Source organism: Siminovitchia sediminis (genome assembly GCF_042680885.1).
Lineage (GTDB): Bacteria > Bacillota > Bacilli > Bacillales > Bacillaceae_C > Siminovitchia > Siminovitchia sediminis.
In genome coordinates this window covers 1-24,869 of the sequence record NZ_JBHUEO010000032.1, presented here as the reverse complement: position 1 = coordinate 24,869, position 24,869 = coordinate 1, and the positions used below count along the sequence as shown (strand labels likewise).

Below are 24,869 nucleotides of genomic sequence, written 5' to 3'. Positions count from 1 at the left end.
AACAAAGAAGAGAGCGGGGCTTCCTGCTCTCTTTCAGCTTTCGGCACTTGCACATTACGTTGTGTATTCACCATTAATCTTCACATAGTCGTAGGATAAGTCGCATCCCCAACCTGTTGCTGCTCCCGGGCCGTCACCAAGAGAAATGGTTATGACAATTTCATCGCCTTTTAAATAATTTGCCAAGGCCTCTCTATCCGTTTGTGCTGGCTCTCCTTCCCGAAATACATACAGCCCTCCAAATGAGAAGGAAATTTTTTCTGGATCAACAGGGAATTTTGCATTACCGATTGTTGAAATGATTCTGCCCCAATTTGGGTCTTCACCAAAAATGGCTGTTTTTACCAATGGTGAGTTGATAATTGATTTCATCATGGTTTTGGCCTGGTCATTGTTTTGGGCACCGGAAACTTGTACTTCAACAAGTTTCGTGGCTCCTTCCCCGTCTTTAGCCAAGTCCCTTGCAAGGCTGATCAGCATCCCGGTTAATTCCCGTTCAAATTCATGCAGATCTACGGGTCCTGCCAAGCCGTTGGCCATTGCAGCGACGGTATCACTTGTACTTGTGTCACCGTCTACGGAAACCATATTAAAGGAAACGTCAACTGCGCGCTGCAAAATCGATTGTAATGTTTGAGGGGTAATTTCTGCATCAGTCATGATATAGCTCAGCATCGTGGCCATATTAGGTTCAATCATGCCTGAACCTTTGGCAATCGCACATAGAGTGACATCACCTATTTTCCGGGAACGAAATTTCGGGAACGTATCGGTTGTCATAATGGCTTCGGCAGATTCTTTTAATCCATCCTGCTTCAGCTCTTTTTTGATGCCGGGAATACCTTCGAGAATTTTCTGCACTGGAAGCGGAACTCCGATAACCCCTGTTGAAGAGGGAAGGATATCTTTGGAATCAATGTGTAGTTCAGTTGCTGCGGCTTCAGTGATCGTATAAACATCCCGGATTCCCTGTTTGCCGGTTGCAACGTTTGCGTTTTTGCTGTTGATGACAAAAGCCTGCAGCTTTCCGTCCTTTATGTTTTCTTTCCCGACCGTTATCGGTGCCCCGCAAAATTGGTTTTGCGTGAACAAGGCAGCTGCGGCTGCACGGGTCTCGGAATAAATGACAGTAAAATCCAGTGTATCATCTTTAATTCCGACGTTCTTGGCGCACGACCAAAAGCCTTTGGGCAAAAAAGTTTGTGGCTCCATTACACAATCTCCCATCTTTTTATAATATAGTAGGTTAACAGTATTATACAGTGGTTACACGGTAGAAATAAAGACTAAGATTGTATAAATATTAAAATATGTGAATAATTATTAAAACATCTATTGACTTCATGCCATGTGAGTCAGTAAGATGAACATATTAGATTGAATGTAAAGGTGATGAATATGATTAAAGTCCGCAAGGCGGTTCTTAATGATATTGACCGTGTATATGAGCTGGTCAACCAATATGCCGGTGAGGAACTGTTGCTCCCAAGAACAAGGGACTCGCTCATTATTAATATACAATCCATATTTGTGGCAGAAGAAGCCGGTGAAGTGCTGGGGGTAGCCAGTTTGGCAATTTTAGGGCAAGATCTGGCGGAAATTAGATCTCTTGCCGTGGATAAAAAAGCTCAAGGACGCGGAATTGGAAAAATTCTGGTGGAAAAAATTATAGAAGAAACGAAAAAGTTAGGGATTCCGAAATTAATCTCTTTGACTTATCAGGTTGTGTTTTTTGAGAAATGCGGCTTTACCGTTATCAATAAGGAAGAGATGCCGCAAAAGGTTTGGACCGATTGTATCCATTGCCCAAAATTTCCGGCGTGCGATGAAATCGCGATGGCGATTTCACTTTAAATACTCTCGAAAAAATTTTGTCGAATCTGTAGAGAAATTAGATTGACAGTATGCAAACGTTATTGCTATAGTTAAAATGTCATAAATAATTCATGACTGCATAACGTTATTTAAGAAAGACTGTCAAATCTTACCTGACTTTGTTGGAAAAACAAAGCGATAACGTAGATGAGAGCCAGTTCTTACTTAAAAAATGACCGCTCAACACAATGTTCGTGTCGAAAAAGGCCGTTTTATAGTAAAACTGGTTATTTTCTTTTTAATGGCCTGTCGTACAGCGGCATCTCCGATTCATCGGTAAATCGTATAGCTGAAAAATTCAACGGGTGAAATACGCGCTGGTCTGAAAACGGTTAATTGTTTTACTGTTAAATGATGCACGCCGATGAAACCAATGATTACTCCGGTGACATGCACAGTATGTATACTGTCTGTCATCGAGCTTGTCATGCGCGAATTTAAAGCTCTACAAGTACCGGGGATGCAGGTCTGTATATTGCACGACACAATCAACGAGAATTGAGCTATTATCCGGTTCAGTTGAACAAATCGAAAAAATTCAGGGAGAGTGAACGTTGTGGCAGATTACCTAAACTTTATTGATGGACAGTGGACCGGGGCGTCTTCGGGTGAAAAACGCGAGCACTTTAATCCGGCTAAGCCCAATGAAAGTATTGGCTTCACTGCGGTTTCTACAGTTGCTGATGCAGAAAGAGCTATAGAGGCAGCCAAAAAAGCTGCACCAGGCTGGAAAGCGATGTCATCTGTGAATCGCGGGGAACTTCTTCGGAAAGCTGCGGATCTTTTGGAAGAACGTGCAGACGATATAGCAAAAACGGCTACTTTAGAAATGGGAAAGCGCTTTGTGGAAACCAAGGGTGAAGCGCTAAGAGGAGCGTCAATTCTAAGGTATTATGCACAGGAAGGCTATCGTACAAAAGGGGAAGTGCTGCCTTCTGCATCAGACGGAACAACACTGCTTGCAGTTCGGGTACCGGTTGGTGTAGTGGCTGCTATTACACCATGGAACTTCCCAATTGCCATTCCAATTTGGAAAATTGCTCCTGCTCTTGTATTCGGTAACACGGTAGTTTGGAAGCCCGGACAAGAAACCGGCATTACAGCGGCGAAAGTAGCTGAAGTTTTTAAAGATGCAGGCTTTCCTAAGGGTGTTCTGAACCTCGTTCTGGGAAGAGGATCGGTCATGGGAGATATCCTATCCACCCACAAAGATGTGGCGGCAGTAACTTTCACTGGATCCAATGCAGTCGGACAGCATATTGCGAAGCTCGCGACTGCCAATGGGAAAAAATATCAACTTGAACTGGGCGGGAAAAATCCTGCAGTTGTCCTGGAAGATGCTAATTTGGATCTTGCAGCCCGCCTTGTAGTGGATGGGGCCATGAAGCAAACGGGACAGCGCTGTACCGCGACAAGCCGTGTGTATGTCGAAGCTGGTGTGTATGATACTTTTGTCGAAAAAGTTATTGAAAATGTAAAGAATATTACCGTTGGGGACGGCTTGCAAGAAGGAATTACAATGGGGCCTGTTGCTTCCAAAAAACAATTTGATACGGTTACCGGATATATCCAAAAGGGTAAAGATGAAGGAGCCGAACTATTATACGGGGGCGGCACATTGAATATTGATGGCGGCTATTATATTGAGCCAACCGTCTTTGGACATGCCACGCACGATATGACCATCGTAAAAGAAGAAATTTTCGGACCTGTTGTAGCCCTTATGAAAGTCGCTGATTATAATGAAGCGCTTGAAAGAGCTAACGATACGATGTATGGGTTAAGTGCGGCTGTTTTCACTGACAGCCTTGAAAAAGCCTTCCATTTCATGGAAAACAGTGAAGTGGGTATGGTGCAGATCAATGGTGAGACGGGCGGGGCAGAGCCGCAGGCTCCATTTGGCGGCACAAAAGCTTCAGGACAAGGTCCGAAAGAACAAGGACAGGCTGCAGTTGAATTCTTTACAACCAACAAGACGATTACCATTAATCCTTTCACCAAGTAATCGTTGTATTCATTTTTCATCCTGCCAATAGCTGAAGGGCTTTGGCAGGAACCCTGGATACAGAAGGGAAAGAAACCGTTTTTATTGTAATGGAAAAATGAAAAAAAGGAGTAAAGCGATGGATAATAAAAAGCAAGATGTTCAAAAAGTGTTAGGCCGCTGGGATGTCCTGTTTTTAGCCTTTGGCGCCATGATTGGATGGGGCTGGGTTGTCATGTCAGGAGAATGGATACAAGGTGCCGGAACAATTGGAGCAATGATTGCATTTGTGTTTGGCGGAATCCTTGTTATATTTGTTGGTCTAACATATGCCGAACTTGCATCTTCTATGCCTACGACAGGTGGAGCACTTATTTATGTATTTAGGGGTGTCGGGGCCAGATCAGCTTTTGTAGCTGCATGGATGCTCGCACTTGGCTATATCTCTGTAGTAGCATTTGAAGCAGTTGCGCTTCCAACAGTTATTGAATATATTTTTCCGAACTATAAAGTTGGGTATATGTATACAATTAATGGGTATGAAGTATACGCCTCATGGGTATTGGTAGGCGTTGGAGCGTCTATTTTTGTAACTATTATTAACTATCTTGGTGTTAAGTCTGCAGCTTTTCTGCAAATGGTCTTAACGATTATTATTGCACTTATTGGTTTATTACTTATTTTTGGTGGAGTTTTCAATGGAGAAGCAGCCAATGCTGACCCGTTGTTTGTCGGAGGTATTGGCGGGATTATGGTTGTTGCTATTATGACGCCATTCATGTTTGTTGGATTTGATGTAATTCCGCAAACGGCTGAAGAAATGAATGTTCCCGCAAAAGCCATTGGAAAGATCCTGATTTTGTCAGTTGTTATGGCTGTTATTTGGTATATTGCAGTCATTTTGGCTGTAGCTTTTGGATTGGATAAAGCTTCTATGGCAGCTTCAACACTTCCGACTGCAGATGCTATGGCAGCTGTATTTGGAAGTGACATTTGGGGAATTGTCTTAATCCTTGGCGGTATTGCCGGGATCATTACAAGCTGGAACGCCTTTATCATTGGCGGCAGCCGGATTTTATATGCGATGGCAGATAAAAAGATGATTCCTGCATGGTTTGGTAAATTAGATGCGAAACATGGTACACCAACAAACGCTGTTCTATTCATCGGAGCTTTGGCAACTGTAGCGCCATTGCTTGGACGTCCGATGCTTGTATGGCTGGTAGATGCAGGCGGACTCGCTATTGTTGTCGGTTATCTCCTTGCAGCTGTGGCTTTTGTACAGCTTCGTAAAAATGAGCCGAACATGGTACGGCCATTCCGAGCAGGAAAATCAAACATTGTCGGATGGCTCGCAATTATCTTCAGTATTTTCTTTGTAATCCTTTATATGCCAGGTATGCCTGCAGCTCTTGTATGGCCATATGAGTGGGCGATTTTTGCTGGTTGGGCGGTTCTTGGGCTTCTTCTAATGGTTGGAATGGGGGAAAGTTTCCCTAAAGGTAAATTAAAGTACGACGACAAAGAGAATCAAATATAATCTTAGAATTGAATCCAATCTAAAATAGATTGGATTCAATTTTTTGATTTTTACTGATTGAAAGCTAAATATTCGTGTGGTATACTTTAAATTGTATCCAAAGTGAATCGAGGTGGATATTTTGGCAGAGTCGAAATCCACAGTTGTTCATAATGTCACAAAGCGCCTGCGAGAGGTCATTTTGGACGGAACTTTGAAAAAGGGTGAAAGGTTGATTCAAGAAGAGTGGGCTGACAAGCTGCAAGTCAGCAGAATGCCTATTCGTGAAGCACTGGCACAACTGCAAATGGAGGGGCTTGTTGAACTCGTCCCCCACAAGGGTGCAGTAGTTACCCCGATTACAAAGGAAAATGTAGAGGAAATCTATCAAATCCGTTCCATGCTGGAAGGATTGGCAGTAGAGAAATCACTCCCTTTTCTGACAGAAGATGACAAACAGAAATTGCACGATATTCTTGTGCAGATGGAATCTTTGAATTTGACCGATCAGACAAACGAGGAGTACATCCGTTTAAATGCGGAATTTCATCAAATACTGTTAAGCGGGTGTCCATGGCCGCGTTTGCGAAAAATGGTTGAAAACCTTGGGATTTCACCCATCGCACCCAATTTGCTGATCGATTATTATCTAGAAACACAGCGGGAACACAGGGTCATTTATGAGGCTGCACTCAGAGGAGACCCTGCGGAACTGCGGGCTGCGGTCGAATACCATATTCTGCATACAAAAAATAATTTAATAGACTGTATGGAAAGCATTAAAAAACATACTTAATTAATGGAGGCATAAAGACTATGTATGATTTTGCGATTGTAGGCGGCGGAATTGTAGGTTTGTCAACGGGGATGGCTATTTATAATCGTTTCCCAAATGCGAAAGTAGTTGTCATTGAAAAAGAATCTTCCTTGGCACAACATCAAACCGGCCATAATAGCGGTGTCATCCACTCTGGAATTTATTATAAGCCGGGAAGTTTTAAAGCGCGTTTTGCAAAACAAGGAAGCCAGTCGATGAGAGAGTTTGCTGAAAAGCATGATATTCCACATGATATTTGCGGAAAGGTGATTGTGGCAACTAAACAGGAAGAACTGCCGCTTCTTGATCATTTGTATGAAAGAGGCCTGGAGAATGGCTTGGCAATTACTAAAATTGGCAAAGAAGAATTAAATGAAATTGAGCCGCATGTTGCGGGACTTGCTGCGATCCGAGTCCCGATGGCGGGAATTATTGATTATAAGCAAGTAAGTGAAAAGTTCGGAGAGATTATACAGGAAAACGGCGGAGATATCCTTCTTGGCACCAAGGTTGAAAAAATTAATGAAGGTACTGATACAGTAGTTATTGAAACTTCCAACGGCACAGTAAAGGCTGGTTTAGTGATTAACTGTGCAGGTCTCCACAGTGACCGTGTAGCAGCAGCTGCAGGATATAAAACGGATATGAAGATTCTGCCATTCCGCGGAGAATATTATAAATTGAAACCGGAAAAACGCCATCTTGTCAAACACTTGATTTATCCTGTCCCTAATCCTAAATTTCCGTTCCTTGGCGTTCACTTTACTCGCATGATCAGCGGGGAAGTTGATGCAGGACCAAATGCTGTGTTAGCATTTAAGCGTGAAGGTTATAGGAAACTAGATTTTAGTGCGAGAGATTTGGCGGAAAGTCTCTCATTTAAAGGGCTGTGGAAGATGGCTGGAAAATTCGCGAAAGAAGGGATGGATGAGTACGTCCGTTCCTTCAGCAAAGCCCAATTTACAAAAAGTTTGCAACAGCTGATTCCTGAGATCCAAGAGGACGACTTGATACCGGCTCCAGCAGGTGTCCGTGCTCAAGCACTTAAGGATGACGGATCGATGGTGGATGATTTTAATATCATTATGGGAGACAGAACCATCCATGTATGTAACGCCCCTTCGCCAGCAGCAACGGCATCCATTGAAATTGGTAAAGAAGTGGTTAGAAGAATTCCTGAACAAATGCATCTTAAAGAAGCTGCTGTAACATTATAATTGGAAAAAGGAGACTATATCCATGGAGTTTAACGCCAAAACGATGTTTATAGCCGGCCATGCGCGCCTGCCGCAGGGAATGGCTGCCAAAAGCGTGTATGAGACCTTAACAATTACAGCTGAAGTTGATGTCAAGTACGGGGTGATTTTGAAAGCTTCTGCTACTCTTGCCACAGAACACGGCAGTGATTTTATTGGAAGACTTTTAAGGGGTACAAGTTTGAGGGATGGGATCGATGAACAGATTGAAGCGATCCAGGCGTATTACAAAGGCAAAGCTACCAATGCACTTATTGCTGCCATGAAGGATTTGGATCTCCATTATAAACAGGTGATGGCAGCTGAAAAATAGGCTTATGAAAATGATCTGATGATAAGATCCTTCCGGATACAGTTGGTCCCGGAAGGATCTCTTTGTGTACATATAAAATGAGTTTAACGAAACTGCAAGCATCATTTTGTTTCTAAAGTTAAGTTATTGTAAGATGCAGCACGCACCCAATTTGAAATTGGCGGGAACGTGTCTAAGTTGAAATGGTTTTATAAGGGGGTGTTTAAAAAGCGCAGGTTCCAAAAAATGTCCTATAATACAAAACGACATTTAAAAAACGATTGATCATCAATGAAAAACATACCCGCAGTTATGTCACCGTTTTTTTGTGGGGCCGACAGGTTCAATGCCATTGTTTGATGACCATAGCCAAGAAAAAATGTGAAAAATTGTTGACATCTTAAAAACGGAATGATAGTATGTAATTAACAGCAATTCAAACATATTCACCTTTTGAAAAATGCCTTTTCAAAATCGTGAATAGTGATAGATTATACGGAGATCAAGAACAATAAATGCAGACTGCAATATTCACTGTGACTCTACTTCCATAGAGCGGTGAAGTGAATATAAGCCAGTTGCTCGAACGCATAAACTATGCCTTTTTAGGAGTAGTTGCGTCGGCAACTGGCTTTTTATATGTTCTGTATTCTCCAATTAAAAAACTAATTATCTATTAGGAGGAATCTCTAATGAGCACGACACAAGAATTGAAGTTTATTAAAACTGGCAAGGCTTACGAAGTAAAGCCGCATCCGCAATCCAATCGTCTTTATCACATCGAAATCGACAAAGAAGCAGTTGCTAAGTTCTTGGCAGCTGTTGAAGAGAAAAACATCATTGTTCAAAGCCTTGAGTATACACCATATCAGCGTCACATTGTTGCTTCCCTTCTGCAAGATTTTGTAGGTGAGGATCTGGGCGAAACTCTCAGAGCCATTGTACATGACCGTGAATCCGGCGGTTTCACACTTGGGCTGGAAGGCGTAACAGAAGATACAGACGAATTTGTTATCTTCGGTACAGCAATCTCCCACTTGGTAGGTATTCCAAACTTTGACGCGATGTCAGGTAAATACTATGCGCGCTTTACAGTAAAAGACACTGACAATAGTGACTCTTACCTTCGTCAGGCTTACCGTCTGTTCACATTGCACACAGATGGAACATTTGTTGATGAGCCAACAGACTGGCTGCTCATGATGAAAATGGTTGAAGAAAATGCTGTGGGCGGCGAATCCAGACTTCTTCACCTGGATGACTGGAAAGAGCTTGACAAGTTTGCGAACAACCCGCTTGGACAGCATAAGTTCACATATATTGCACCACCAAGTAAAAATGTTACTCAAACTGTAGATCGTGCTACTTTCTTTAACGTGAATGACAAGCCATGCATCTGCTTTATTGACCAATTCGTTTACCCCGAAACGATTGAACAGGCTAAATACCTGGAAGATCTTTCCGCATCCCTGGAATCTGACGAAAGTGTTATAGAGTTAGAGCTTCCGGTTGGAGACCTTGTTGTTCTTAACAACTTGTTCTGGATGCATGGACGTGCAGCGTTCGAGAAGGACCCTAAATTGAACCGTGAATTAATGCGTCAACGCGGCCGTTTCGTTCAATAATCATTGACTTGTTTACTCATTGTTAAAAACCTCTACCTTCATTTTTCGCACCTGTTTCAGGTGCGTTTTTTTTTATTCGTTTGTGGAAAAGGAAAAGAACGGAACAGCAAAATGGAGGGAGTGGCACTATGGAAACCAAGACTTTCTGGAAATGGGATGACAGTGTAACGGAGAAGTTGTTTTCAATTCGGAAACACCTCCATCAATATCCGGAATTATCATTTAAAGAGCACCAAACCAGCCTGTATATTCAGGATTGGCTGAATCAATGGGGTATTCCTTTTAAAGTTGTGTGTGAAACTGGAGTTGTCGTTGATATAACGGGAGAAGCGGGCGACGGACCGAACATTGCTCTTCGTGCAGATATTGATGCTTTGCCAATCAGAGAGGAGAGCGGACTCGATTTTGCCTCAAGGAATAAAGGTGTCATGCATGCGTGTGGACATGATGGCCATACAACTATTCTGCTTGGGGCCGTTTATCATATATGGAAATATAAATCTCAGCTAAAAGGGATGGTGCGGTGTATTTTTCAGCCCGGTGAAGAAGCACTGGGAGCAGCCGAAAAAATGATCAAAGCTGGCGTATTATCCCAGCCGGAAATAAACAATATGGTTGCGTTGCATCTGTGGCCAAAGATACCCGAAGGAACTATCGGCACTAAGACCGGAGCAGTGACCGCTGCATCAGATGATTTTAAAATTGAAGTAAAGGGAAAAAGTGGACATGCTGCAAGGCCGCATGAAGGCATTGATACCATTACCATTGGTTCAAAGATCGTAGATGCGATAGAGTACTACACAACGGAATGGAAAGATCCTGTTGATCCCTTAGTTATACATGTCGGAAAAATGCATGGCGGAAAGGCAAAAAACGTTATTGCCGACCAGGTTATTTTAGAGGGGACGATAAGGTCCATTTCATCCGAGACGAGGGAAAAATTGAGGAAAGAATTCCCTGTCTTCGTAAAAAATATTGCAAAAGACTTTGGTGGAGAAGCTGCAGTAGATTATAGGGAAGGATTGCCGGCCGTCATCAATGACCCGGATACCACAGAGAAAATAAATAAAGCCGCCTGGGCCATGATTGGCAAGAAAAATGTACTGGAATTGGACAGTGTCTCCATGGGATCTGATGATTTCGGTTTTTTTGCAGAAAAGGTGCCAAGCTGCTATTTTAGATTGGGTGTGCGTGATGAAAAAGGAGAAAACTTTGATTTGCACCACCCGAAATTTCAGTTTAATGAGGAAGTCATTCCAATTGGATCTAAAATTTTAATTCAATATGTGTTCGATCGTTAAGGATTGGAATGGATGTGGGGTGCAGGAACAAAAGTGGGCGCAGCTCGCTGCCGAGTTGAATTAAATCATAAAGCAATAATAGGCAGCCGGTCTTAAAAGACGGTGTTCGGAAGGAGACCAAGGATGCTTATTTAGGGCAAAGTTCTCTCGAAGGACCATTGGCAGGTTAACGGCCACTGGAGTGTTCTCTAAAGCCGTCAGGTGGTTAGCTGCAGGGATATAATAATTCAATGGCTGCAACTGTTTTCGGAAGAACAGGATTCATCCAAATCATACCAATCAGCGTTAAATCAAATAGGAAAAAGGCGCAACTGTTGTATTGCGTCTTTTCCTTAATTAAGGCGGATAAAAGAGTAACTATGAGGAGTACTTTTATTAAAATTTGTCTTTTTTAAAATAGTTCCTTCTTTTTACCTATTAGTGAAGGATTTTTTGTTAATTTCTACTTTTCTTTTTGTTAATATATGTATAAGTGTTGGTAATCATAAGGGGGAATTGAAAATTCGTGGAAAAAGAACAAAAGTGCCATATTTATTCAGATTCAGGTATGGATCTGGACATGTTTGACCAAACCAATGAAATAGTTTGTCTGTTTGATATTAAGAATAAAAAAATTCTTTATCTCAGTTCATCCTTCCATGATCTTTGGGAGGACCTTGATGTGGAGGATGTATTCAACGACATTTCTGCGGTTCGAAGTAAAGTCTATCCGGAAGATGCAGACAAGCTGATTCAAATGGCTTATTCCCCTGAATCATCAGAATGGGAGTACAGAATAAAAGGGGATCAGGAAAGATGGTTCAGGACAATCTTCATTCCTGTTAGGGATCAAAATGGAAATATAACCAGAAAATTGAGTTTTACTACCGATATCACATATTGGAAAACTAGGGGGAAAAAGGGCTCCCGATCTAGCCAGATGGACTTTATTTCCCAAATTGCTGCTGCATTCGCCCACGAAATTAGAAACCCTCTGACAACGATAAAAGGCTTTCTTCAGCTTTTAAGTAGTCAGGAGCAATCGAATCCCTATTATGAAATGATTCTGCAGGAGACTGAAAAAATTGACTCGATCATCAATGAATTTATTGTGCTTACAGATCCTGACCCCAAATTTGATTTTCATTATACAGATGTTCGAGATATAGTAAGTGACGCATTATATACTATCCAAACAATCAATCCGGAAATGTTAGAAAAAAATGTCCATATTTTTGTGAATTGCGAAACGGAACTTCCCATGGTACATGGGTCGCCTGCACAATTAAAGTTGGCTTTCTTCCATTTAATAAAGAATGCTGTTCAAGCCGTGTATAAAAATGGAAGTATTTTTATTCTATTGAAGAATCCGAAGATAGGTTTCTGTCTGTCAAGATCAAAGATGACGGAAAAGGCATGACTCCCGAAAAAATGTTATGGCTGGGGATACCCATTTATTCAAATAAAGAAAATGGAACCGGTCTCGGCATTATGATCAGCCGGCAGATTATTAAAAATCATCACGGTACCATCCAGTTTGAAAGTGAGCTTGGAAAAGGGACAACCGTAGAAATACGATTAGCCAAATCAACCGGTTTCGCGGAGACAAACCATCATGATTAATAAATTGATTGGGCATGTTTTTTGTTGCTCAATCAATTTTTTGAAAACTTCCTCATTTTACCAGTTCTTCTTTTCCGCGTCAACTATCGCCCACCATCTTTTTTATCCAGTTTCTTCCCTGTTTTTGCAGCCGCCACATCTTGTTCTTCTGTGATAGAATAAGTTCATAAGCATCGATGTGAGGTGAAGACCATGGCCTGGATATATGTACTTTTAGCAGCAATTGTAGAAGTCTTCTGGGTTATCGGGCTGAAATATTCGAATTCAGTGCCCCAGTGGATCGGTACCATTACAGCCATTATTTTTAGTTTCTTTTTTATTATCAAAGCCTGTGAAAAAATCCCATCGGGTACGGTGTATGCAGTTTTTACGGGGTCCGGTGCAGCAGCGATTGTATTGGTGGACTTTTTATTTTTTGGGGCTGACTTGTCCGTTTTTAAAGTGGTGTTTATCGCTCTCATTATTATTGGTGTTGCAGGGATCAAAATTACGACGGACAGCCAACCGGAAGAAAAAGCAAAGTCAGCTGTAGGGGGAGAATAAATTGGCTTGGTTTTTCTTGGTTATTGCCAGTTTAGGAGAAATTTTTGGTGTCATGATGATTAACCTGTATAATCAAAAAAAATCGTACTTCTGGCTTTTCATGATGACTCTTAGTTTTGGGTTTGGCTTTTATTTTCTGTCTCTGGCAATGAGGGACATTCAGCTGGGGACAGCCTATGCCATATGGACTGGTCTTGGTGCAGCCGGTGCCGTATTGGTGGGTATTTTGTTTTTTAAAGAGTCTGCAGGGTGGAAACGAATGTTATTTCTATCGTGCATCATTGCGGGAGCTGCAGGTTTGAAAGTCCTGGAGTAAGGAAGAGGAAAGGGATGATGGACACACAGCTGTTTATTGCAGCCTTTCAACACGACCTGGATCACTATCGTCATAAGGAAAAGGCTGCTGCTATGAAAAAGTACATGGTTCACCAATTCTCTTTTCTGGGCATTCAAGCGCCGGAACAAAGAAAGTTGTCGAGCCAGTTTATCAACGGCTCTGTAAACTAGAAGATTTCCAGCCTTATGTATTGGCTTTATGGAAACTCCCCGAAAGGGAATACCAGTACATAGCGGTCGACTTTCTCGTAAAAAAGAAGGATAATCTTTGTACAGGCCACCTGGACTTGATTGAATACCTCATTGTCACTAAATCGTGGTGGGATACTGTAGACGCTCTTGCCTCACATGCAGCAGGAAAGATCTATTATAAATATCCGGAATGTGCTGATAACCGCGGGGAAAGATGGTTGACTTCCGGAAATATGTGGCTCGAGCGGACGATGCTTCTTTTCCAGTTGAAATACAAGGACAAAACGGATGAAGCGCGGTTATTTTTAATCATTGACAGGATAAAACACATAGATGAATTTTTTATTCAGAAAGCGATTGGATGGGCACTTAGAGAATATTCGAATGTCCGGCGATATATCGAAAGTCAGGATCTGTCAAAATTGGCAAAAAGAGAAGGTTTAAAACATATACAAAAGATCTCTTTATCATAAAGAGTATGGGGGGTTTTGATCAAGATGAAAAGAGCACTGTTGAATGTGGATTATACATATGACTTTGTAGCAGAAGATGGAAAGCTGACTTGCGGAAAACCCGGTCAAGATATTGAAAAGGCCGTTGTCCGTTTGACCAAGGAATTTTTAGAATCGGGCGATTATGTGGTTTTTGCGGTGGATAAACATGTGGAAGGTGACAGGCTTCATCCGGAAACAAAGCTGTTCCCCCCTCACAATATAGAGGGATCCCCCGGGAGAGACTTCTACGGTGATTTGAAACAGCTGTATGATGAACATAAAGAAGCCGAAAACGTACATTATATGGATAAAACAAGATACAGTGCATTCGCTGGAACAGATTTGGAAATTAAACTGCGTGAACGGAATATTGAGGAAGTGCACATCTGCGGGGTTTGTACGGATATTTGTGTATTGCATACTGCCGTTGATGCATATAATAAGGGATTTCAAATTGTTATTCATAAAGATGCAGTAGCCAGCTTTAACCAGGCGGGCCATAATTGGGCCCTGACACATTTTACGAATACATTGGGTGCCCGCGTCGTGGAGTAAGGAGTGGAACAGACATGAAATATTATCATCCTGATGACAGCTTGATGCTGCATACGGATCTGTACCAAATTAATATGGCCAAAACATACTGGGAAGATGGAATCCATAACCGTAAAGCGGTTTTTGATCTGTATTTCCGCAAGCTGCCATTTAAAAACGGCTATGCTATTTTTGCTGGCCTGGAACGTGCGATCCATTATTTAAACGAGCTTCGCTTTACAGAAAGTGATATCAGGTATTTGAAAGAGATGGAATATGATGACGGGTTTATTGATTACCTGGCCAACCTGCGTTTTTCCGGAACGGTTCGTGCGATGCACGAAGGTGAAATTGTTTTTAACAATGAGCCCATTATGCAAATTGAAGCTCCTCTTGCAGAAGCACAGCTCGTTGAAACTGCGCTGCTAAATATTGTGAATTACCAAACATTAATTGCTACTAAAGCATCTCGGATCAGAGAAGTTGTAGGAGAGGGGGCAGCGCTTGAATTCGGAACCAGAAGGGCACAGGAAATGGATGCAGCTTTATGGGGAACTCGTGCCGCCTATATCGGGGGTTTTGATGCAACGAGCAACGTAAGGGCAGGAAAGTTGTTTGGAATGCCGGTTTCGGGAACCCATGCGCATTCTTTTGTCCAAGCTTACCGGGATGATTATACTGCGTTTAGAAAATATGCTGAAAGCCATCGCGATTGTGTTTTTCTTGTGGATACGTACGATACTCTTCGATCAGGCGTACCGGCTGCTATTCAAGTGGCTAAAGAAATGGGAGATCAGATTAACTTCATAGGGATTCGTATCGATAGCGGGGATATGGCCTTTTTATCAAAAGAGGCAAGGAAAATGCTGGATGAAGCAGGTTTTCCGAATGCCAAAATTGTAGCATCAAGTGATCTGGATGAATACACAATTTTTCATTTAAAAGCACAGGGAGCCAAGATTGATTCGTGGGGTGTGGGAACCAAACTCATTACGGCATATGATCAGCCCGCTCTGGGTGCTGTCTATAAAATTGTCGCCATTGAGGATGAACATGGCCAATGGCAGGATACCATTAAGATATCCGGAAACGCAGAGAAAGTTACAACACCCGGCAGGAAAAAGGTTTACAGAATCATTAATCGGTTAAATCATAAATCAGAGGGAGATTACATTACGCTATGGGATGAAGACCCGCAATCGGAAGAAAAGCTGAAGATGTTTCATCCAGTCCATACATTTATCAGCAAATACGTTACAAACTTTGAGGCGAAAAATTTGCTTCAAGATATATTTGTGGATGGAAAACTGGTTTATGAGATTCCTGAACTTGATGAAATTAAGGCTTATGCTCAGAAAAACCTGGACATATTGTGGGACGAATATCGCCGGATCTTAAATCCCGAAGAATATCCGGTCGATTTAAGCCAGAAATGCTGGGATAATAAGATGAGAAATATTGAAGAAGTAAAGAAAAAAACAGACGCGCTGAGAGAGAAACCTGGCTTTTAAAGGAGGTATTTCCATCATGAACCTGCAGAAACAAATTATTGATGAGTTGAAAGTCAAACCGTCGATTGTTCCGAAGGAAGAAATCCGGATCAGCGTTGACTTTTTAAAAAAGTATATGCTGGCCCATGAATTTTTTAACGGGTATGTGCTGGGCATTTCCGGCGGGCAGGATTCCACATTGGCAGGTAAGCTTGCACAGATGGCCGTTGATGAATTAAATGAGGACCGCGGTACAAAGAAATACCGTTTTATCGCTGTCAAGCTTCCTTATGGCGTACAAAGTGATGCAGAAGATGTGGATGACGCCTTACAGTTTATCCAGCCGTCTGTCACATATGAGGTAAATATTAAGCCGGCAGTGGATGCAAGCATCGCGTCTCTTGAAAAAGCAGGAATTGAGATTTCCGACTTTACAAAAGGAAATGAGAAAGCCAGGGAGCGGATGAAGGCCCAATACAGTATAGCTGCCACGAATGGCTGTGTTGTACTGGGAACAGACCATGCAGCTGAAGCCATTACCGGATTTTTCACTAAATATGGTGACGGTGCGTCAGATATCGTTCCGATTTTCAGGCTGAATAAAAGGCAGGGCAGGCTGCTACTGAAGGAGCTCGGCTGTCCTGAACACTTATATACGAAAATACCGACAGCTGATTTGGAAGACGACCGGCCGATGCTTCCGGATGAGGTGGCACTGGGTGTTTCTTATGAGGAAATTGACGATTATCTGGAAGGAAAAGAAGTCTCCGATGAAGCGAAGAACACAATCGAGGCGTTGTACCGAAAATCAATGCACAAACGCCATTTGCCAGTCAATGTGTTTGATGATTTTTGGAAATGATTCTAGGAGTGAACGGGGTAATTCCTGTTCACTTTCTCTTGGTCAATTTTAATTACACAACGATTTTGAAAGTTCTGCAGGCGTTTTGAAAATATGAGCGGCAGGTGAACGGTATGACAGACGGGATGACTCATCAGCAAATAAAAAAAATTTTACAGAATGTTGAAAAGGTGATGATCGGTAAGAATGATGTAACGCGGCTTTGCCTCGTGGCTTTGCTCGCAGAAGGACACGTGCTATTGGAAGATGTCCCCGGCGTAGGGAAAACAATGTTGGTCAAGGCTCTATCCAGGTCTGTGAATGCAGAATTTAAACGAATTCAATTTACCCCCGATCTTTTGCCTTCCGACGTTATCGGCGTTTCCATTTATAATCCGAAGGAAATGGAATTCTCCTTCCGTCCCGGCCCTATTATGGGACATATCATTTTGGCGGACGAAATTAACCGGACTTCCCCTAAAACTCAGTCAGCTCTATTGGAAGCAATGGAAGAACATAGTGCGACAATTGACGGAGTGACGCTGGACATGAAAAAGCCTTTTTTTGTAATGGCTACCCAAAACCCGGTTGAATATGAAGGAACATATCCCCTGCCGGAAGCACAGCTTGACCGTTTTTTGTTAAAGCTGGAAATGGGTTACCCCAGTGCATCAGAAGAGTTGGAGTTATTAACGCGCAGCCTGAAAGGTTCCCGGATTGACCAACTGGAGCCAGTCATTTCACTTGAAGACTTACGGAATCTGCAACGGCAGGCAAAAGATGTGTATATTGAGGAAATGATGAAGCAATACATTGTTGAACTGGCAGGATCTACAAGGGTGCACCCGCAGGTTCACCTTGGAGTCAGCCCCCGTGCTTCAATCGCTCTATTAAGAGCATCCCAGGCTTTGGCTTTTTTGTCAGGACGGGATTATGTTGTCCCGGATGATATCCAGTATATGGCACCCTATGTTTTTTCCCATCGGCTTATTTTAAAAACTGAAGCAAAATATGAAGGGGTCTCCCCGCAAGATGTGATGGAAGATTTGCTCTCCACTGTTCATGTGCCAGTAAAGAAGGCTGTGAAGTAAAATGACGGATTTCAGGGACAGGTTAAAAAAGGTAAAGCCGGTAGTCTCTTTTATTGTGCTGCTGCTCTTGCTTGCCTGCACTTTTTCTTATGCCATGTTTCAAGGCGGATTTGTCAGCTGGTTTTTATTCTATAGCTTCTTGCCTATTGCCTTGTATTCCATTCTGCTCTCTTTTTACCCAATGGCCTTCCAAATTGAACGGGTCATTGACTCACAGACGTATAATGCCGGAGATTCAATCGACATTACTTTAATCCTGACAAGGAAATTACCATTTCCTCTTTTTTTCTTACTCATTGAAGATGACAGCCCCAACCTATTAGAACATACAGAAGGAAAGCGGATGTTATTTCCTTGGTTCAGAAAAAGAATCGAAATGAATTACAAGATCAACAGCGCTGTGCGGGGGGAACACGACTTTCAATTTGTAAGAGTTAAAACAGGAGACGTGTTGGGATTCATAGAAAAGGAGAAAAAAATCCCCCTTCAGCAGACGATTCTTGTATATCCTTCCTATCATCCGGTGGTTCTCCGATCACTCAGCGGAAAGTCAGAGCAGGGGGCCGTGTTGCCCGGGTCCCGGACAGAGAACAACACAACGCTTATAGCCGGTATTCGGGAATATGAACCTGGAGACCGATTTTCCCGGATTGATTGGAAGGCATCTGCAAGGTCCAGTGAAATGATGACAAAAGAGTTCGAGGCACGGAGATCCAACAACTTAATGGTGATATTGGATATGCAGCCTTCCTGTCACTTTGAAGAACTTGTGGCTTTTGCTGCCTCTTATTCAAGGGCCGCGATTCGACACGGTATAGAAACCGGATTACTTTTACCCGGAAAAAGAAGAATTCTGATCCCTCCACGTAAAGGGGCCGGTCAAGAACATGCCATATTCTATCAGCTGGCAAAGGTCAAAACGGACCAATCTAAGCCCGGGTTAGTATTGAAGGATTCTGCTTTGGCAGGTGATTATGCCTCATTTACGATCATGACAGCCCAATTGTCCAAACTATTAATAGAAAGGGCAGGCAAACTTCTGAACAGAAAGGGTTCTGTCATGATTTGTCTTATCAAAGGGCAAGACACAATGACTTCTGAAGAAACCGTATTGGCGGCTTCAGCAAGTCAAAAAGGAATCCAGCTGTTTATCGTTGATGATACAAATTGCTCCTCAAGGGGGTTTTCAGGGGTGAAGCAGGCATGAAACAAAGTCAACTGTTGTCATTTTTATTATATGTTTTAGGTTTTATGCTGATTTTGGAGTGGCTTCTTCCTCTCGAACAAATTACCCAAACAAGTGAAATTCACTATTTTGTGGTTTTTGTTTTGCTTTCGTTACTATTAAACTTTCTTCAGGCTCCCTGGTTTATTTCATGGCCGTTGAAAGCTGCCTTTATTTTCTGCGCTCTTTTTGCCATCTTTTCCGGTGAAATGGGACTGGGAGCCTGGACCTCTCAACTTGTCGATGAAATCAGAATAAACACGGTGATGGTCTTTAAGTCGGTATGGCTTGATCTTTCACCGTTATACAGAAGTTTTCTGTTTTTCCTGTTGCTGTGGCAAATTACCTATTTACTGCGTTATTGGCTGACCATAAAAAGAAAAGTTTTTGTTTTTTATGTCATGACGATCCTGTATGTTACCTTGCTGGATACCTTTACAGAATATAGTGGCCGCCATGCGATTGTCCGGATTGTAATTATCGGTTTTACCTTGCTGGGCGTGTTGTTTTTTAAGAGATTATATGAAAAGGAACAAATGGAGGATCAGTTTTCGCTGTTGGGCCGCTGGATCATCCCGTTGTTTTTGGTGGTGTGTACAGGGGTCGGAATTGGATACCTGTCTCCAAAAGCTGCTCCTATCTGGCCGGATCCTGTTCCATTCCTGGAATCTAAAGCTGAGAGTATTAGGAATGGCGGCGTTTCGAAAATTGGATATGGCATGGATGACACTCAATTAGGCGGACCTTTCATTCATGATGACCGAGTTGTTTTTATTGCAAGGACGCCGACAAGTCAATATTGGAAAATTGAAACGAAAGATGTATACACAGGAAAAGGCTGGGTTGCTTCAAGTCAGGCGAGCGCCCCCATTGCAGATATTCAATATGGAGAAGTACGGCGGTTGGATACTGTTTCTTCCAGCAACAACCCTATTCAAGAAGCGACGCTGGATTTTGAAATATCCTACCCTCATATTGTCAGGCCGTATGGGTTCCTGTCCGTGGAAAAACAAACAGAGGGGAACGGATTTGTCCGTTATGATTCCAGGCTGGATAAGCTCCACACTTTTACAGAACAACATCATGAAGAGCGATTAAAAAGCTACACCATCACTTACCGGGAGGCTGTTTTTAGTAAAAAAGCCTTGCGCCAAACGCAGAATCTTCCGGGTGGGGCGGACTATACGGATTTTCAGGAACAGTATACCCAGTTGCCTGAAACGCTCCCCCGGCGGGTTCATACACTAGCGGAAAAACTGACTGCTGAACATGACAACTGGTATGATAAGGCTCGTGCGATAGAAGCGTACTTTCAAACGGGCGAATTTTCGTATGATCAAACAAATGTGGCTGTTCCCGCAAATGATGAGGACTATGTGGATCAGTTTCTGTTTGATACCCAAAGGGGATACTGCGATAATTTTTCCACATCCATGGTCGTCATGCTTCGAACCCTCGATATTCCTGCAAGATGGGTTAAGGGATATGCCCCTGGGAATTATAAAGGGATGTCAGATGCTGACAATCGGCTTTACGAAATAACAAACAATGAGGCCCATTCATGGGTAGAAGTTTTTTTTCCGGAACAAGGCTGGGTCCCCTTCGAACCAACCAAAGGTTTTAACAATCCTATTGAGGTTGTGAACGATGAGCATTCAAATTCAACATCCTCATCTTCTTCAGATGAATCTGTTCCGGAATCAGAAGAAACGGAACAGGAAGAACAGGCAGCAGAAATCGATGAAAATTCATCCTCCGGAAATGAATTCACATTGCGAGAGTCAGGATTTGCAGAGTTTTTCATGAAATATTGGAGGACCATTGCTCTTGTGCTCTTCTCCATTATTGCTGGAGCGTCGGGGTTATTCATCAGCAGAAATCGGTGGATCCCTCGTCTGTTAATATGGAAATACAAAATTAATAAGAATGATACAACTTTTGCCGAAGCCTATGAAACGCTATTGAAGCGGCTGGACAGCTTTGGATTAAAGAAAGGGCCTGGACAAACGCTGAGAAATTATGCTTCAGTGGTTGATGATCATTTCGGGACAACAGATATGAGCCAACTGACCGAAAGGTATGAAAAACTGATCTATGGCGGGGAAGAAACCCATACAAATTGGGAATATAGCAAGGAGTTATGGGAAAATTTAATAAAGAAGACAATAAATTGACCGTGTGAAAAAAAATGGATAAGATGAATAAGTATTATCGACCGGCATGTTCGAGATTATTGCCGAGTTTCAAATATTTGATGGAGGGTCCGGGAATGCTAGTAGAAAATGAATCATTTAATCAAGATATTATTGTTGTTCTTGATTTCGGCAGTCACTATAACCAGCAGATTGCGAGACGGATACGGGAGCTTGGAGTATACAGCGAAATTCACCCGCATACCATTACAGCCGAAGAAATGAAGAAATTAAATCCGAAAGGGATCATTCTTTCCGGAGGCCCTGGACACATCCATTCGGAAGATGCTTTGACCATAGATAAAAACATCTTTTCAATGGGTATCCCGATCCTGGGAATCTGTTACGGAATGCAGATCATTGCAGCACAATTTGGAGGGCACATCTCAAGAAATGGAGAGAGAAGATACGAACCATCTACTCTGCAAATAAAAGATGGCGGGCCTGAGCTTTTTAAAGGATTGCCTGCAAAGATGGACGTATTGATGAGCTATGGGGATGTCATTGAAGAAATGCCGGCAGGTTTTGTTGTAGATGCGGAAAGCGGTTCTGTTCCAATTGCTGCCATCAGCAATACAGACAATAAGATATATGGCATTCAATTTCACCCGGAAGCCGTCCAAACGGAGCAAGGCAGTGAACTGTTAGGTAATTTCCTATTTGGGCTTTGCCACTGCACGGAAGATTGGACCATGCAGCAATTCATAGATACGGAAATAAAAAAAATCCAGGATACTGTTGGCAGCAAAAAAGTTCTATGCGCGCTCAGCGGCGGTGTAGATTCATCTGTTGTTGCTGTGCTGGTCCACAAAGCGATCGGCGATCAGCTCACTTGTATTTTTGTGGATCATGGTCTTCTTCGCAAAGGAGAAGCCGAGAGTGTCATGGAAACTTTCACAGGGAAGTTTCATATGAACGTTATCAAAGTAGATGCTCAGGAAAGATTTCTAACCAAGCTAAAAGGTGTAACGGATCCGGAACAGAAACGGAAAATTATAGGAAATGAGTTTATATATGTATTTGATGATGAAGCTTCCAAGCTGGAAGGAATTGAGTTCCTTGCACAGGGAACCATTTATCCGGACATCATCGAGAGCGGAACGGCAACATCCCAAACGATTAAATCTCACCACAATGTCGGCGGGCTGCCGGAGGATATGAACTTTACATTAATTGAACCATTAAAAGCATTGTTTAAAGACGAGGTGCGCCAGGTTGGTACCGAGCTGGGGATCCCGGATGAAATTGTATGGCGCCAGCCGTTCCCGGGACCGGGTCTGGGTGTAAGGGTTCTCGGAGAGGTAACGGAAGAAAAGTTGGAAATCGTCCGTGAATCCGATTATATCTTGCGTGAAGAGATCAAGAATGCCGGCCTCGACAAAGATATTTGGCAATACTTTACTGTCTTGCCAGGTATTAGAAGTGTAGGGGTGAGAAGCGAATCCAGGACCTATGATTACACAGTAGGAATTCGTGCTGTGCATTCAACAGATGGTATGACTTCGGATTGGGCAAGAATTCCGTATGAGGTGTTAGAGAAGATTTCTACCAGGATTGTCCATGAAGTGGACCATGTCAACCGAGTCGTCTATGATATTACGACTAAGCCGCCATCCACCATTGAATGGGAATAAAGTATTGACGGACTGTATAGTTGCTGGTAAAGTGGACTCGTGAGAAATATGTCGTTTTATATCGTATAATTGCGGGGATATGGCCCGCAAGTTTCTACCAGGCTGCCGTAAATAGCTTGACTACGAGATGAAAACAGGATGTAATATTCATTTTCTATTCCCTGTATAATAATCTCGAAGTTTACGCCTTAAGCTGCTGCTTAAGGCGTTTTTGACATTGCAAAAATGCAATGTTGCGTATGGTTCCAGGCTGCTTGAAGACACTAAATGAAAAAGTTGGGGGGAAAAAGGTGAAGAATTACTTTAAGTTTGCTGAACTGGGTACCAATTACCGCAGGGAAACGATCGGCGGAATCACAACGTTTTTATCCATGGCTTATATCCTTATATTAAACCCGATCACGCTGGCACTGGATACTGTGGAAGATTTACCGGAAGCTTTGAGAATGGATCATGGTTCTGTATTTGTGGCAACAGCTCTTGCCGCTGCGGTGGGCACTCTGCTGATGGGATTAATCGCTAAATATCCAATAGCTCTGGCACCCGGTATGGGGCTCAATGCATTTTTTGCCTATACTGTTATCTTGACAATGGGGATTCCTTGGCAAACGGCTCTGACCGGAGTTTTGTTTTCCGGAATCATCTTTGTCATCCTGTCATTGACAGGTATCCGTGAAATGCTGATTAACGCGATTCCATCCGAATTAAAGATTGCTGTAGGTTCCGGGATCGGTTTATTCATTACTTTCGTCGGATTTCAAAATGCAGGTATTATTGTCAATGATGATGCAGTTTTGGTTGGATTAGGCGACTTGACAGATGGAAACGTGCTGCTTGCGATCTTGGGGATTTTCATTACGGTTATCTTGATGACCCGTGGCATTAATGGGGGGATATTCTTTGGTATTCTAATTACAGGTTTGATCGGAATGCTTGCGGGAGTTGTTCCAAAACCAGATGGAGTCATTGGGGCTATTCCAAGTATATCTCCAACTTTTGGAGCAGCTTTGGAGCCTATTTTCAATTCACCGGGTGATTTGTTTACGCTGCAGCTCCTTATAGTTATTCTTACTTTCTTGTTTGTCGACTTTTTTGATACTGCGGGAACCCTTGTTGCAGTGGCACAGCAGGCAGGCTTAATGAAAGGAGATAAGCTCCCGAATGCAGGAAAAGCGCTTTTGGCGGATTCTTCAGCTACTGTTGTCGGGGCTATTCTTGGAACCTCTACAACAACTGCTTATGTAGAATCCTCAGCAGGGGTTGCTGCAGGAGCGAGGACTGGTTTTGCAAGTATTGTTACTGCACTGCTATTTTTACTTTCATTATTCTTTTATCCGGTGCTCGGTGTGATTACCGCATCAGTTACTGCCCCGGCTTTAATTATTGTCGGTGTTTTGATGGTTTCAGGAATAGGAGGGATTGATTGGAAGAAATTTGAGATTGCTGTTCCGGCTTTCCTTACCATCATATCAATGCCATTGACCTATTCGATTGCTACTGGGATTGGAATAGGCTTTATTTTCTACCCAATTACCATGATCGTTAAAGGAAGAGCAAAAGAAATTCATCCGATCATGTATTTCTTCTTTATAGTATTTGTATTATATTTCATCTTTATCTTTTAATCATAGGAAGAGGGTCTGTTATCTCAGATCCTTTTTTTGTTTTATGTATATATTTGGCTGTTGACCGGTGGTTGCAGAGCATGATAGTATGTAAATACACTTTTGAGCAGATGAAGTAACCCAGTTAAACTTTTTTGGGAAAAGTGTTGACTTGTTTTGCTGGAGGTGTTATATTAATAAAGTCGCTTCAAACGAGGTTGAAAGACAAACCAAAAAAACTTGTTGACAAACTAAATTAGATGCGATATAATAATAATCCTGTCCGAAAGGGCAGTAAGTAAGTTTGATCTTTGAAAACTGAACGAAACGAAACGTCAATAATTTATGATTTTTAGTCAGCTTTAAAATGAGCTAACAAACATCTTTTATGAGAGTTTGATCCTGGCTCAGGACGAACGCTG

The 24,869-nt window shown here is 42.4% G+C and carries 21 protein-coding genes, 1 pseudogene and 1 riboswitch; of the genes and pseudogenes, 21 read left to right on the top strand and 1 reads right to left on the bottom strand.

The window, feature by feature from the left end; all coding sequences use genetic code 11:
* Positions 1–54: 54 nt before the first annotated feature.
* Positions 55–1,212, bottom strand: a complete 1,158-nt coding sequence (gene argJ / locus ACFSCZ_RS11770; RefSeq protein WP_380774128.1) for a bifunctional glutamate N-acetyltransferase/amino-acid acetyltransferase ArgJ — start codon at positions 1,210–1,212, stop codon at positions 55–57.
* 186 nt (positions 1,213–1,398) lie between these two features.
* Between argJ and ACFSCZ_RS11765 the strand changes: the two genes are divergently transcribed.
* The 21 genes and pseudogenes from ACFSCZ_RS11765 (at position 1,399) to ACFSCZ_RS11665 (ending at position 24,468) form a co-directional block, all read left to right on the top strand.
* The gene (locus ACFSCZ_RS11765) at positions 1,399–1,854 is read left to right on the top strand and encodes an N-acetyltransferase (RefSeq protein ID WP_380774127.1); all 456 of its coding nucleotides are present in this window, start codon (positions 1,399–1,401) and stop codon (positions 1,852–1,854) included.
* Positions 1,855–2,431: 577 nt separating this feature from the next.
* Positions 2,432–3,880: an aldehyde dehydrogenase family protein gene (locus tag ACFSCZ_RS11760; RefSeq protein WP_380774126.1), complete on the top strand. Its 1,449-nt coding sequence runs from the start codon at positions 2,432–2,434 to the stop codon at positions 3,878–3,880.
* A 118-nt stretch (positions 3,881–3,998) separates the two neighbouring features.
* The gene (locus ACFSCZ_RS11755) at positions 3,999–5,399 is read left to right on the top strand and encodes an APC family permease (protein ID WP_380774125.1); all 1,401 of its coding nucleotides are present in this window, start codon (positions 3,999–4,001) and stop codon (positions 5,397–5,399) included.
* A gap of 112 nt (positions 5,400–5,511) precedes the next feature.
* A complete protein-coding gene (locus ACFSCZ_RS11750) occupies positions 5,512–6,174 on the top strand; it encodes a GntR family transcriptional regulator (protein ID WP_380774124.1) in 663 nt (220 codons plus the stop codon).
* 20 nt (positions 6,175–6,194) lie between these two features.
* Positions 6,195–7,412, top strand: coding sequence for an L-2-hydroxyglutarate oxidase (gene lhgO, locus ACFSCZ_RS11745; RefSeq protein ID WP_380774123.1), 1,218 nt, complete (start codon positions 6,195–6,197; stop codon positions 7,410–7,412).
* Between the two features lie 22 nt (positions 7,413–7,434).
* The gene (locus ACFSCZ_RS11740; protein ID WP_380774122.1) at positions 7,435–7,764 is read left to right on the top strand and encodes a DUF3870 domain-containing protein; all 330 of its coding nucleotides are present in this window, start codon (positions 7,435–7,437) and stop codon (positions 7,762–7,764) included.
* 671 nt (positions 7,765–8,435) lie between these two features.
* Positions 8,436–9,368, top strand: coding sequence for a glutarate dioxygenase GlaH (glaH, locus tag ACFSCZ_RS11735; RefSeq protein ID WP_380774121.1), 933 nt, complete (start codon positions 8,436–8,438; stop codon positions 9,366–9,368).
* A gap of 128 nt (positions 9,369–9,496) precedes the next feature.
* Entirely contained in the window at positions 9,497–10,669 is a 1,173-nt protein-coding gene (locus ACFSCZ_RS11730; RefSeq protein WP_380774120.1) for a M20 metallopeptidase family protein, read from the top strand.
* Between the two features lie 505 nt (positions 10,670–11,174).
* Positions 11,175–12,068, top strand: a complete 894-nt coding sequence (locus ACFSCZ_RS11725; RefSeq protein ID WP_380774119.1) for a histidine kinase dimerization/phospho-acceptor domain-containing protein — start codon at positions 11,175–11,177, stop codon at positions 12,066–12,068.
* Entirely contained in the window at positions 12,065–12,271 is a 207-nt protein-coding gene (locus ACFSCZ_RS11720) for an ATP-binding protein (protein ID WP_380774118.1), read from the top strand. Before ACFSCZ_RS11725 ends, ACFSCZ_RS11720 begins: the two co-directional genes overlap by 4 nt.
* Before the next feature lie 192 nt (positions 12,272–12,463).
* Positions 12,464–12,814, top strand: a complete 351-nt coding sequence (locus tag ACFSCZ_RS11715) for a DMT family transporter (protein WP_380774117.1) — start codon at positions 12,464–12,466, stop codon at positions 12,812–12,814.
* Between the two features lies 1 nt (position 12,815).
* Positions 12,816–13,130, top strand: a complete 315-nt coding sequence (locus ACFSCZ_RS11710) for a DMT family transporter (RefSeq protein ID WP_380774116.1) — start codon at positions 12,816–12,818, stop codon at positions 13,128–13,130.
* 14 nt (positions 13,131–13,144) lie between these two features.
* A pseudogene (locus ACFSCZ_RS11705) lies at positions 13,145–13,815 on the top strand (DNA alkylation repair protein).
* Between the two features lie 24 nt (positions 13,816–13,839).
* Complete coding sequence (locus ACFSCZ_RS11700) at positions 13,840–14,391, top strand: cysteine hydrolase family protein (RefSeq protein ID WP_380774115.1); 552 nt, start codon at positions 13,840–13,842, stop codon at positions 14,389–14,391.
* Positions 14,392–14,405: 14 nt separating this feature from the next.
* Positions 14,406–15,881 (top strand): nicotinate phosphoribosyltransferase, encoded by a 1,476-nt coding sequence (locus ACFSCZ_RS11695; protein WP_380774114.1) that lies wholly within the window; start codon positions 14,406–14,408, stop codon positions 15,879–15,881.
* Between the two features lie 16 nt (positions 15,882–15,897).
* Positions 15,898–16,722, top strand: a complete 825-nt coding sequence (gene nadE, locus ACFSCZ_RS11690; protein WP_380774113.1) for an ammonia-dependent NAD(+) synthetase — start codon at positions 15,898–15,900, stop codon at positions 16,720–16,722.
* 113 nt (positions 16,723–16,835) lie between these two features.
* The gene (locus tag ACFSCZ_RS11685) at positions 16,836–17,792 is read left to right on the top strand and encodes an AAA family ATPase (RefSeq protein ID WP_380774112.1); all 957 of its coding nucleotides are present in this window, start codon (positions 16,836–16,838) and stop codon (positions 17,790–17,792) included.
* Position 17,793: 1 nt separating this feature from the next.
* A complete protein-coding gene (locus ACFSCZ_RS11680) occupies positions 17,794–18,999 on the top strand; it encodes a DUF58 domain-containing protein (protein WP_380774111.1) in 1,206 nt (401 codons plus the stop codon).
* Positions 18,996–21,191 (top strand): transglutaminase domain-containing protein, encoded by a 2,196-nt coding sequence (locus ACFSCZ_RS11675; RefSeq protein ID WP_380774110.1) that lies wholly within the window; start codon positions 18,996–18,998, stop codon positions 21,189–21,191. Before ACFSCZ_RS11680 ends, ACFSCZ_RS11675 begins: the two co-directional genes overlap by 4 nt.
* 95 nt (positions 21,192–21,286) lie before the next feature.
* The gene (gene guaA, locus ACFSCZ_RS11670) at positions 21,287–22,843 is read left to right on the top strand and encodes a glutamine-hydrolyzing GMP synthase (RefSeq protein WP_380774109.1); all 1,557 of its coding nucleotides are present in this window, start codon (positions 21,287–21,289) and stop codon (positions 22,841–22,843) included.
* Positions 22,844–22,884: 41 nt separating this feature from the next.
* A riboswitch (purine riboswitch) is annotated at positions 22,885–22,986 on the top strand.
* A gap of 147 nt (positions 22,987–23,133) precedes the next feature.
* Positions 23,134–24,468 carry an NCS2 family permease gene (locus tag ACFSCZ_RS11665; RefSeq protein ID WP_380774108.1) on the top strand — a complete coding sequence of 445 codons (1,335 nt, stop codon included), beginning with the start codon at positions 23,134–23,136 and terminating at the stop codon, positions 24,466–24,468.
* The last annotated feature ends 401 nt before the right edge of the window (positions 24,469–24,869 follow it).